Source organism: Pseudobutyrivibrio xylanivorans, assembly GCF_008935055.1.
GTDB classification, from domain to species: domain Bacteria; phylum Bacillota; class Clostridia; order Lachnospirales; family Lachnospiraceae; genus Pseudobutyrivibrio; species Pseudobutyrivibrio xylanivorans_A.
The window spans coordinates 3,029,030-3,041,399 of the sequence record NZ_CP043028.1; the positions used below are offsets into that span (position 1 = coordinate 3,029,030).

12 protein-coding genes are annotated in these 12,370 nt (G+C 36.4%); 3 read left to right on the forward strand and 9 right to left on the reverse strand.

The features are described from left to right. Positions 1–7: 7 nt before the first annotated feature. Both FXF36_RS13650 and FXF36_RS13655 read right to left on the reverse strand, forming a co-directional pair. Complete coding sequence (locus tag FXF36_RS13650; protein WP_151624997.1) at positions 8–715, reverse strand: ABC transporter ATP-binding protein; 708 nt, start codon at positions 713–715, stop codon at positions 8–10. Further along, complete coding sequence (locus FXF36_RS13655) at positions 705–2,195, reverse strand: RND family efflux transporter (protein ID WP_151624999.1); 1,491 nt, start codon at positions 2,193–2,195, stop codon at positions 705–707. Before FXF36_RS13655 ends, FXF36_RS13650 begins: the two co-directional genes overlap by 11 nt. Positions 2,196–2,675: 480 nt before the next feature. On the opposite strand from FXF36_RS13655, the gene FXF36_RS13660 reads away from it, so the two are divergent. Next, the gene (locus FXF36_RS13660) at positions 2,676–4,100 is read left to right on the forward strand and encodes an AAA family ATPase (RefSeq protein ID WP_151625001.1); all 1,425 of its coding nucleotides are present in this window, start codon (positions 2,676–2,678) and stop codon (positions 4,098–4,100) included. Positions 4,101–4,692: 592 nt separating this feature from the next. On the opposite strand, the gene FXF36_RS13665 is transcribed toward FXF36_RS13660, so the two are convergent. The 6 genes from FXF36_RS13665 to FXF36_RS13690 form a co-directional block, all read right to left on the reverse strand. Then, entirely contained in the window at positions 4,693–6,144 is a 1,452-nt protein-coding gene (locus FXF36_RS13665; protein WP_167511393.1) for a lipopolysaccharide biosynthesis protein, read from the reverse strand. Positions 6,145–6,163: 19 nt separating this feature from the next. Then, positions 6,164–7,171 (reverse strand): asparagine synthase-related protein, encoded by a 1,008-nt coding sequence (locus tag FXF36_RS13670; protein WP_243143517.1) that lies wholly within the window; start codon positions 7,169–7,171, stop codon positions 6,164–6,166. 25 nt (positions 7,172–7,196) lie between these two features. Continuing rightward, the gene (locus tag FXF36_RS13675; protein WP_151625008.1) at positions 7,197–7,679 is read right to left on the reverse strand and encodes an FAD synthase family protein; all 483 of its coding nucleotides are present in this window, start codon (positions 7,677–7,679) and stop codon (positions 7,197–7,199) included. A 76-nt stretch (positions 7,680–7,755) separates the two neighbouring features. Further along, positions 7,756–8,637 carry a LicD family protein gene (locus FXF36_RS13680; RefSeq protein ID WP_151625010.1) on the reverse strand — a complete coding sequence of 294 codons (882 nt, stop codon included), beginning with the start codon at positions 8,635–8,637 and terminating at the stop codon, positions 7,756–7,758. After that, positions 8,630–9,679 carry an asparagine synthase-related protein gene (locus FXF36_RS13685; protein ID WP_151625012.1) on the reverse strand — a complete coding sequence of 350 codons (1,050 nt, stop codon included), beginning with the start codon at positions 9,677–9,679 and terminating at the stop codon, positions 8,630–8,632. Before FXF36_RS13685 ends, FXF36_RS13680 begins: the two co-directional genes overlap by 8 nt. 415 nt (positions 9,680–10,094) lie before the next feature. Continuing rightward, positions 10,095–10,697: a glycosyltransferase family protein gene (locus FXF36_RS13690; RefSeq protein ID WP_151625014.1), complete on the reverse strand. Its 603-nt coding sequence runs from the start codon at positions 10,695–10,697 to the stop codon at positions 10,095–10,097. Positions 10,698–10,767: 70 nt separating this feature from the next. On the opposite strand from FXF36_RS13690, the gene FXF36_RS13695 reads away from it, so the two are divergent. Next, positions 10,768–11,067 (forward strand): transposase, encoded by a 300-nt coding sequence (locus FXF36_RS13695; RefSeq protein ID WP_151622876.1) that lies wholly within the window; start codon positions 10,768–10,770, stop codon positions 11,065–11,067. Positions 11,068–11,075: 8 nt separating this feature from the next. Beyond that, on the forward strand, positions 11,076–11,969 hold the full coding sequence (locus FXF36_RS13700; RefSeq protein WP_151622877.1) for an IS3 family transposase: 894 nt from the start codon (positions 11,076–11,078) through the stop codon (positions 11,967–11,969). Between the two features lie 28 nt (positions 11,970–11,997). Here FXF36_RS13700 and FXF36_RS13705 read toward each other — a convergent pair whose 3' ends face one another. Then, complete coding sequence (locus FXF36_RS13705; RefSeq protein WP_151625016.1) at positions 11,998–12,363, reverse strand: glycosyltransferase family 2 protein; 366 nt, start codon at positions 12,361–12,363, stop codon at positions 11,998–12,000. Positions 12,364–12,370: the final 7 nt, after the last annotated feature.

Here is a 12,370-nt window from a genome sequence, read left to right on the forward strand (position 1 = left end):
TTCCTAGTTAGGCATTTGCCGTATCTGAGATAATCGCCCCATCACTAATAGTTACAATTCTAGAGGTTTCAGCAGCAAGCTCATTTGAATGAGTGATAAGCACAATTGTCTTACCCTGCTTTTCATGCAACTCATGGAAAATATCCATAACCAAATGGCCAGTAGCAGAATCCAAAGCTCCAGTAGGCTCATCCGCGAGAATCAAATCCGGATCGTTCGCCATGGCTCTGGCTATAGCCACTCTTTGCTTTTGTCCACCTGAAAGCTCGTCTGGATTATGATGCATTCTTTCTTCCATACCAACCATTTTAAGGAGTTCTACTGCTCGCTCTCTTCTCTCTTTGGCGCCCAAGCCTCCATAAAGCATTGGCATTTCCACATTTGAAAGTGCATCTGTCCTGGCAATCAAATTATAGGTTTGAAAAACAAATCCAATATGTTTATTTCTAAGCCTGGCTAATTGTTTTGCTGGCGCATTAGAAATGTCGATTCCATCTAAGGTATACTCACCTGCAGTTTGTCTATCCAGAATTCCAAGTATATTCATCAGGGTACTTTTTCCTGAACCAGACTGTCCAACTACGGAAACAAACTCACCTTTATATACATCCAAATCTATTCCATGAAGGATTTCCAGTTCGTTCGGTGAACCGATATAATAACTTTTTCTAATACCTCTTGCACTTAACAAGAGTTCATTTTCATTAGTCAACATTTATACCCCCATCAGCACCCATGCTAAGCAACATATCATCAATACCGGCCTCATTGCTATCAATAATGACTTTGCCTTCTTTAATACCTGTTCCAGAAACCTCGGTATAGTAATCATCAGACAAACCTGTTGTTACTGTGACATTTTCAGTTTCACCTTCAGACTTCTGAACCACAACGTAATCCTTACCTTCCTCATCCTTCTGAATAATTGCAGATGGTACAGCAAGAACATTATCTTTCTTGTCAATCAAAAATGTCATCTTTGCAGTCATTCCAAGTCTAAGTACTTCGTTAACACCATCTAGAGTTACATCAACACGATAAGTAGCACGCTTCTTTGAAACTGAAGCTGTTGAAGAATCGCTTTTCTTATCCTTGTCACTATCCTTTGTAGCTGTTGGAGAAATAAAGGTTACTTTTCCAGTAAGAACCTCATCTTCTGTGGCATCAGTTTTAATGTTAACTGTCTGACCCAATTTAATCTTTGGAATCAAAGCCTCGTCAATATCCGCAGATGCCTTAAGGGTAGTCATATCATCTATAACAACTGCTGCTTCAGCGCCCGAATAAGTCTGACCTGGTTTGATATTTACATTTGTTACAACACCATCCTGTGTAGCATAAACAGTTGCCTTATCGAGCTCAGCCTTTGTTGTGGCAATTGCCTTTTGATTATCAATAGTGTTGGCCTGACTATCTAACTTGGCAGATTCGATTGCGCGGCTCTTAAAAAGATTTTCTCTGTCCATCTCTTTTTGAGTTCTGCCCTGAGCCTCAGTGCTTGTCTCAATCTTTTTGTCTGCATCCTTCACAGCTTCTTTAGCTGTAGTAAGGGCTGACTCAGCTGATCTTACTGCTGACAAAGCCGCATCATATTTATCTCTAGCTGCTGCATAGGCTGCCTGGTCACCACTTTCACTTGCTGCATTCATATCTGATTCCGCACGATCTGCTGCGCGTCTTGCATCACCAAGTGCATCCTCAGCTTTTTTTACCTTACTCTCATTATCCTCTTTTGACTTGTTAGCATCGGCAACCTCTTTGTTAGAGTCAACCACCTTCACTGCTCCAGCATCCAGCTGCTTATCAAGCTCAAGCTCTGCGTTAGCCATTGCAATATCATTTTTCTGCTGCAGTAAGCTGTATGCCTTCTGCTGATAGCTAAGTTCATTTTGTTTTTCTGACATATCAAGCTTGTAAAGAGGATCTCCCACCTTAACCTCATCGCCTATAGAAACATACACCTCAGCAACAGGGTAAGTTCCTGTCGTGCTTGCAAGCGCTGTAGTTTCCTGAGCTGCAATAATTGATCCAGTAGCAGAAATAGTCTTTTCAATAGTCTGCTTTGTTACATTAACTGTGGGTACTGTTTCAACCTCAATATCCTGCGGCTTCATAAACTTAAAGTAAACACCGCCACAAACCATTGATACAACAACTACACCAGCCACAATTTTTAATACGGTCTTCTTGTTCATTCTTAATTGCCTCCCCTAGCAAATCAACTAAAACGTTTTCGTAAATAACTTAGCATATAAATATGCATATCTTGTGTATAAATCATCGTTTGCTATTTTTTTCAGTATTTTTTCACATTTACCGAGGTTATAGTATCATTTCATCTATCACACTAGTGTCACAACAAGTGAGGATGACGCAAACTAAAGATTTCAAGAAGCTAACATCTATCCAGCCCCTAACGACTGGATTCATAACGATTATGTATAAATCTCAAAATGTCATTTTGAGCAGTATTCTCGCATTTTCCTTTATATACTTAGATTGGGAAATTATCCCACTACACAATATCCACATTGGTGCCTGTCACCGTTATGCGCCTTTAAAAAAATATTGAAATTTAGATTTTGGCGGTTTATAATAGCTTTAGAGTTTATAAATCGCCAAAATCGCCTTTTGAATTGGTTTTTTGGCGATTTATATCACAAAAGGAGTAGTTTATGAAAATAATCGGACGAAAAAGAGAAAAAGACTGCTTATTGCAGTGCCTCTATTCTAAGAGACCAGAATTTATAGTTGTGTATGGTAGAAGAAGAGTCGGTAAGACCTACCTTATCAGAGAATATTTTAATAGACAGTTTTCTTTTTATACCACTGGTCTCACAGATGAAAAGACCAAGGGGCAACTGCGAGCTTTTACAGAGAGTTTGAAAGCTTATGGCAGTAATGATACTTCATTACCAAAAGATTGGTTCGAAGCCTTTTCACGCTTAAGAAATATTCTTGAAAAGGAAAATGTCTATCGAGAACCTATCAATAACAAACGTGTAATATTTCTTGATGAGCTCCCATGGATGGATACAGCACGCTCAGATTTTAAAAGTGCACTAGATTATTTTTGGAATAGTTGGGCATCAGCTCAAGAAGATTTAGTTTTAATAACATGTGGTTCAGCTACTTCTTGGATAATTAATAATCTCCTAAATAGTAAAAAAGGATTTCATAATAGAGTTACGAGACGAATTCAGCTTGCACCATTTTCTTTAGCAGAATGTGAAGAACTATATAGTTTTAATGATGTCGTAATGACAAGGAATCAGATGATTGAATGCTATATGGTTTTTGGTGGAATCCCTCATTACTTAAATATGTTAGATTCAAGGCTAAGTTTGGCGCAGAATATAAACGAGCTTTGCTTTAAGGAATATGGCGAACTACACAATGAGTATCACAATCTGTTTTATTCTTTATTTGATAAACCAGAAAAGCATATAGCTATATTAGAAGCACTCTCAAGAAAAAAAGAAGGGCTTACACGAAATGATTTAGCAAAAAACGAATCTATCGGTGGCGGTTCAGTCCTAACAAAGAATCTCCGGGAATTGGAAGAATGCGGATTCATTCGCAAGTTCAATAACTATACACAAGAAGAAAATAATGCTTTATACCAGTTGATAGATCCGTTTACGCTATTTAGTTTACATTTTATAAAAAATAAAAAATTTGATTCGTGGAATGAATATCTTAATACTCCAGGGTATAATGCTTGGCGCGGTAATTCATTTGAAATAGTATGTATAAATCATATCAATCAGATAAAAGCTTCACTTGGAATTAGCGGAATTGAGACAAACGAGTTTTCTTGGAGAAGTAGTAGCACAGACAAAAGCGCTCAAATTGATTTAATTATTGATAGAAAAGATGGTGTAATTAATCTTTGCGAGATGAAATACACAAATGAAGAATACTCATTGGAGCACGATGAATATTACAAGCTTCAAAATCGTATGACTATTTTCCAAAAAGAGTCAGAAACTAAGAAAGCTATACACATAACATTAGTAAGTGCAAATGGCCTAAAAAAAAGTAAGTATTCCGGCATAATTCAAAATGTCATTTCTGGAGAAGATTTATTTTCACATTAAACAATTAAAAATATGGTTTAGTCGAAAGTCTAACCCTTTTGATTACTCAAAATACTTAGCTGTCTTTAAGTCGACCTCTAGCTTGTTACACTTAGAGACATTGGTGCCTCTCAGTGAGAGGCGCCTCTCTCGTCGGCAAACGGGAGAGGCATTGGCGAGAAATAAATAGATAAAAAATATCCCACACCGCAAGGTGTGGGATTTGTTAAATCATTTGAATTTATAATGTGAACTAATGACTATAACTAAAATCTAGCCGCAGTAGTAATAATTTCATTAACCGCATCAGTAATAGAATAGTGAAGCTGTTCCTCCGGATACTTCTCTAATGCCTACATAAATCCAGTTTTTGCTATCACCCTAGGAATCTCGTCTTGCTGAAAACCGCGTCGTTTCATTTCTGTATATATATCCTGCAAATAGTCGTCAATCATTTCTCTTGAAATAACCATTCCTCTCACCTCCTAAACAATCTGATAGGTGTACTTTTTTATGAATTCCAAAGCCTCCTGGGTATGAAATGCATATTGCTTGAAGAATTAAAAAAACAATAATGTCATCGAGGGCAAAGGCACCGTGACCTTGCCCTATTTTAATTCCTTTTCCTTATATTTATAATCCCTTTAACAATTTCTATTATCTTTTTTCTAAATACAAAAGCGACAATAAATGTCAGTATAACAATCCCATACCGAATATAAATATAATTATATGTTGCCATTAGAATGAACCCCGCAACAAGAAAAGGTATAGTTATCTTAAGAATTATTGAGGTACTATAAGGATACTTTTCTTCACAACAATCTCTACAAACCTTCCTCATAAAAGTATAGTGAGCCACAGCATAAATGATGAAACAAACTAATGTAGTGTAACCAGCAGCCATGTAGCCAAATTTACCGATAAAAATATAGTTCAACGCCACATTCAAAATCGCACCAATTATACTAGCCATCATTATGATTCCAGTTTTCTCATAGTAAAATGCGAACTTTGCAAATAGGTCATAGGAATACATAAAGTAAACACTCATTGCAACAGGAGGTATTACCCAAATGGCATCATAGTATTCTTTTGGTGCAAATATAGCAACGGCCTCTGGTGCCATAACTATTAATAACAAATTAACAACTGCAACAATAATCAATGTTGTATACGCCACTGGTGCCAGAGAAGTTATTCGCTTTTCCTTAATCTTCTGATACATCCAGGGATTTAGCGTTTGAGTTAACGCAACATTAAAAAGTGTCATAATCAAAGAGACGGAGTATGCAAGATTATAGATACCTGCCTCACCATCTCCTACCATTCTTTGAATCATTATTCTGTCAGCACTGTTTAAAACTGTTTGTGAAAGATAATGCGGCACTAAAGGAATATTAAACGCTAAGGCATAGGTCCAAAACTTTTTTGAGAAATAGATTTTTCCCTTAAAAAGATGGGCAAAAAACACCCATCCAAACATTACAATATCACAAATCACCCATCCTATTATCCTAGCAGTCGCTTTATCAGCAGCACTCATCACGAATATGATTTCCACAGCCGGCTTTATTACTGATGATATTAAGGTAACTACGACCAAAGATTGATATGAGTAGTGAACCCTTTGCTCGTTTGCCCAGAAGCCAAACACAGCAGTAATCCAAATCAGAATGAACATAGATATCATCTGTTCAGATGATAATGAAAATAATGAATTCCAAAAGTCTTTAAACAACAGATAGATTGCAAACCAAAACGCCACAAGCGTTAACGATAACCCTTGTAGGGACGACGTAAAAATAGGTCCTTCATTTTCATATTTTACCAGTCCCTGAGTGTGCACACCTCCAGTTAACCCCAATGCAACAATTATTGCTATTATTCCATACCAAGAGTTGAATACTCCAAACTCTCCAAAATCTTCAGGGCTCATTATACGAGTAAATATCGGTGTGGTAATCATTGATATACCCTTTTGTAAAAATGAGCATACCAAAAACCACAGTGATGCCCTCACTTGTACTGGCAATAATCGATATTTTTCAATTGCCTTATTCATTATTAATCTCAAGCCCTTTCTATGCTTCATTCATATTTAAGAATTGCTCTAAACAATACATCTGCCACTTCTGATTACCTGTAAAACGATTCATATCAATATCATTTCTGAACTCTGGTCGCTTTGGACCTTCCCAAGTCTTGAAGTACTCATCAACAGGTCTTGGCATCGGATTCTTATTAGGCACAGGAATCTCTGGATATTTCATATGCATCAGTTCGCGAATCAGATACTTTGGCTCTCCATGTCGAACTCTATACAAATCCAATTCTTCAGCCATCTTAAGACGTGCATAAGGATCATAATATGGCATTCCTGCAACCTCAAATGCATTCAAATATGAGCTTGATGATTCTATAGAAAAAACATCATCCATAAACTTAAGGAAATCAATCTTATCTCCATCTACACGATAACGCTCAAACAAATACTGCATAGATACAGGCTCAACTAAAACATCCTCTGGCTTAGTGAAGATGTATCGCTCCATAAATTCATCAAAGGTCCAGTCCTTTGCAAGCAGTCCATCCATCCCACCAAATATTAAATCACTGCTCTCTCCAACGAACATGATTTCTACACCATCGGCTTTTGCTTGAAATGCTGCCTGAAGGATCTGTGGTTCAATTGAATGAACAGGCGCAGCCTTAGCTTTCATTACAGGTATAAGATGAGCTACTACCGTGTCCCAACTAATATCCACATAATGTAGATTCAGACCAAAGTACTTTGCGTAGTATTCAGCACGTTCTAACTCTTCTTTTTGGAAATCACCGCCTAAAAATCTGAACGTATAAGCATCTGAACCTGAAAGATATGAAGCTACAATTGCAGAATCCATTCCGCCAGAAAGAAGAATTCCCTTCTTCATATCCTTGAACTGTTCCATTTGATTTCTGATTTCAGTATCAATATCATCAGCAGTGTGAACTGAAATTCGCTCTTCATCTGAGATAGGAGTAATATTCTTATGCTTCATACTCTCATAGAATTCTACGCCATCTTTTTCTATATAGCGAAATGCCATATATGAGCTCATACAGAATCTCTTATCAATCATTATTCTCTTCGCCCTCAACATTAATATGTTTTTTCATTGCTCTCTCAGACGCTTCACTGGTCCATCCTCTGACCTGCTTCAAAGCCTCTGTTATCTTCGTGCTAGAAACACCCTTGGTATAAGGAAAATAAACAATCTTGACACCTTCTTCTGCGAATTCATCTTCATACCTCTGCCACTTTTCTGTGCCATACCAGTCATCCCCCACAAAAAGCATCGTGGCGCCAAGTTCCTTGCATGCTTTAAGCTTATCCATGTCATATTGCGGAACCGCAGCATCAACGTACTTGCAAGATCGTACTATTTCAATACGATCCTCAAATGGTATAAGTGCGTTTTTTCCTTTGTACTGTACAAGTTCATCAACAGTTACACCTACTATTAGCTTGTCACACATGCCTTTTGCATTCTTTAATAGATTAAGATGTCCTACATGAAAAAGATCATAAACACCTGTCGTATAACCTATAATCATTTTATATTCTCCTTGTATAGCATTTTTATTTTAAGATTTTCAATTGGATTTAAATGCCATCTAATCACTTCGCTAATCATGTTGATTTATTACAAACAGCAGTATACAAATCTTGAGAAACATAAAGCCGATAATTATGATTAGATTGTCGCTTTTCTACTGGTGGTAAAGACATATAGTCTCCATAAAACATAGACAGGTTATAATCTGCATTAACTATCCCAGCTATTGTACTGTTTTCAAACGGATATATAGCAATTCTCTCTAATTCGGTTCGTTTAATTTTTCCTTTTTCGCACCAACCTGCTCCCTGCAAGCATGAATATTCACATTTATCAAATGGATATTTTTTGCATTCATCAATCTCAGATTTTATTATGAAATTCATTGGAATAAAAAAAGCTATTTTCTGAATTAGCAAATGTCTAATATATTCACACTTATCCATATTCTTCTTTGAAGATTTGTTATTGTCCATTTTTATAGTTCTGATTTTCTTTAACAATCTCAATTTAGAAAAATGTTTTCCTTCTAATTCTTCCGGAGGATATCCGTCAATTGGAAATATATCCATATAAAGTTTTATTTCTGCATATTTCTGAATATAATCTTCCAAAAGATAGCTATCCTTCAAACAGAACTTAGCAAACGGATATGCGTAGTTCTTCCTAGGATAATTCATGACCTCAATAATACTATCATCATTATAATTCTTCATAAAATCCAAAAATTCTTCATAATCAGCTCTTGGCATTCCAATATCAATATCATCATCCCACGGAATAAAGCCAGAATGTCTAACAGCACCAAGAAGGGTGCCCCCAAATGCATAATATCTAAAATTATTACTCTCGCAAATAATCTTAAATTTTTCAAATAAATACATCAGCAATTCTTGCACGTCTTTATTGTCTCGTATCTCGCAATATCTATCTTGTAAAAAGAACATACTATTCATAGCTGGTCTCCTCAATCATATTCAAGTATCGTTCTAAACACCAAATCATCCATTTTTGATCTCCCGTCATGTCATCTGTGCAATATGGTACAAACTCTGCTCTTACTGGTCCTTTCCAATCTGCGAACCACTCATTAACGGGCCTTGGCATTGGTATTTTTGCAGGTAACTCTACTCCGGGATATAAATATCTAAACAACTCTCTTATTACATACTTTGTATCGCCTGATCGTATTCTTGCGTAATCTATAGGAGCGTCTAAATATGTTAGAGAATATGGTCCTATGAATTTTATCCCTGCAGTCTCACAGGCATTTGTATATGTGCCCAACGCTTCCTGCCTAAAATATTTATTTATAAAGTCATGTCCATCTATATGCCCATCTATCTCATATTCCTTATATGGTTCAAGTGGCATAACTGGATTCCTAAGAACTCTATAGGGCATTACATATGTATACCTATCAACGAATTCGTGATATAGCCAATCTTTAGCAAGAAGTCCGTTCATTCCGCCATAAATAATATCTGCGTTTTCTCCAAGAATAAACTTTGTTTTGCCTTCCCCCACAGCTTTCGTTGCAGCTATATATATTTGTGCTTCAATCGAATGAATTGGTGAACCTTTATGATACATACACTTATCTGCAGCTAGTACTATATCTTCCCATGTGATATCTATAATCTCATGGTTAAGATTATTCATGTCGGCCCAACGTTTAGCAGACTCTGATTCATCGATTACTTTGACTCCTGGTACAACACACCTAAAGGTATAAGCTTTCGTACCTTCCGGAACGAGCCTTGCAAGAATTGCAGAATCAATTCCCCCGCTCAATGCTAGAGCCGCTTTTCCATCTAAGCAAGCTTCATCCACATAATATTTTAATGCCTTATATAGTGCATCCTTATCTTTAACAGGTAATCTGTTAAAATTTAAATCTACCTGACGGCAAGATTTTTTTTCACTAAATGCTTTTTCACTGTCATATACATATCTATACATGAGATAAGAACTCATACAAAACTGCTTATCAACCATTTGAGTTGCCTCCGTTTATGTGTTCTCGTGGTTTTATATCTTCAGCAATCCCCTCTAACAGCCTTCAATGCTTCACTTATTTTTGTGATTGATACTCTCTTTGTATAAGTGAAAATAAACTATCTTAATGCCTTCTTTAGCAAAGTCTTCTTCATATTTCCTTAACAATCACAAATAATCCTGTTTTACTAATAATCAGTTTATAATAATCATATATATCTATTCTTGCCTTGTTCTCCCCTCGTCTCGAATTTCCCATCAGGATATTCGAGATGAGGCGTCCCTTAACCAAAAAAATAATCAACTTTTAATGCAATTTAATTTTCTACCTAAATATCCATATTTTTATAACTACAGCTGTCCACGAATTTCTTGGCTGTATTTAAAATGTACCGGAAGCCACGAATATTTTTTATTAGCTTTTAAGATTAATAAAATAATAATTCTTTATTTTCTCAAAAGTTAGAGTTGGATATACTACAAAAGCCTTAGCCAGAAATATTATTGCCTTTAAATACTTTTTTTCTCTCCTACTATCAATAATTACACAATAATACTTGCATGCCTTTCTGTACTTATCCGTCTTTCTATTAGAAAAATCACATTTATCTAGATACTCTTCTTGGTTACGTATGGAAAATGAATCATTGCCATAAAATTGTCTTTCTTTATGGAGTTTTAATATATATTTGTTTATATAGTATTGCTCAAGACACCTCCCTACCGACGCACTATTGCCCCTTATTCTATATTTCAACAAATATTCATCAAGTATTCCCAACTTATAATTGTCGTCTATCATTCTCAACCATAAATCGTAGTCTTCCGAGTTTTTAAGTGGTCTATAGCCATCCAAACTACGTATCACTTCTGTTTTCATCAAAACCGAAGGATGAACGATAACATTTGAATATTCCAAAGTTGAGTTTGGATCTCGAGTTACAATGCTTTCTCTTCGGATAATGTTTCCTGCTTCATCAATATCAACTTTATTAGATGAAACAATTAGTGTTAGCATCTAAATAGTACAAAACAAAATGAGATATTCCCTTCAAGTATTGTATAATCAACAAATGGAGGAACTCATTATGTCACGTCAAAGAAAACAACACAGCAAGCAATTCAAGTTGGATGCCATCAACTATCGTAAGGAGCATCCTGATCTCACTCAATCAGAGTGTGCCAAGAACCTAGGAATAGGTGTCAGCACCTTGGCCCGTTGGGAATCTCAGTACAGAGACCACGATGGCGATATTCCTGTTCGTGGTTCGGGTAATTACGAATCAGATGAAGCGAAGGAAATCGCTAGATTGAAACGTGAGTTACGCGATGCTCAGGATGCACTTGATGTGTTAAAAAAAGCCATCAGCATTCTGGGGAAAAATTAACGGAAGCTATCTATACTGAAGTTTCCGCAAAGGTAGAGGCATCTAAAGTTACTGGACACCGTGTTTCTACTTCTGGAATGCTGAAATTTTTAGGTGTTTCTCGCTCTGGATATCGCTCTTTTCTTAATCGCAAGGTTTCTGCTACTAAGCAACGTAAAGAAGCGGTAAAAAAGAAAATCCAGACCATCTATGATGATTCTAAACAGAACTACGGAGCCCCTAAAATAGCACAGACTCTTCGCAATTCTGGAGAAACTATATCCGACCGCACTGTAGGTTTATACATGCGTGAAATGGGCATTAAAGCCCAGTGGGTGAAGCCTTGGACTACCACAACCAGAGACTCTGATTTTAGCAAAGAGCTTCACAACATCCTTGATGAACAATTCAATCCAGATAGACCAAATGCTGTTTGGTGTACTGATATCACATATATTTGGACTCAGAACGGATTTGTTTATCTGAACTGCGTCATGGACTTATTTGCCAGGAAAATCATTGCCTGGACCCTCGCAGAAACCATGGAGGTTTCTACTGTTATTGAAACTATTGAAAAAGCTAAGGCTAATCGAGACACTGATTTACCTTTGATTATCCACTCTGACCGTGGTAGTCAGTATGTTTCAAAGGCCTGGCAAGAAGCTACTGCAAAGATGCAGCGTAGCTACTCTCATAGTGGCTATCCTTATGATAACGCCTGCATCGAATCCTTCCATTCACTAATAAAAAGAGAATGGCTTAACAGATTTACCATTACCGATTACAGGCATGCATACATGCTTGTTTTTGAATACATTGAAGCATTCTATAACACCGTCAGGATTCATAGTCATTGTAACTATATGTCTCCTGATGAATATGAAAGGTTGTATGAAAGGGTGAAGTCTCCGTCAGTTGCTTAACTGGCAGAACCTCTCATTTTAATTTGTACTAAATCTTGACACAGGACCAAATATCCAATTTATGATTCATCAAATACTTAATTTCTTTTTCCAATCTGTCTATCTCAGAAATATCATCAGCATCCATACGTGCTATTAATTCTCCTGTAGCAACTGCTAATGCTCTGTTTAACGAAATAGCTAATCCCACATTTTTTTCATTCATAAGGATTTTCACTCTACTATCAATATGTGGCAAACCATTTAAATACAATAAAACCGATTTATCTACATTCGGATTATCAATCACAATTATAAATTCTAGATTAGCATATGTTTGATTCAAAATTGATTGCACGGATTGCTTTATCCAATCAATTTTCTCGTTAAATACACTCATTATGACACTAATCATAGAACAC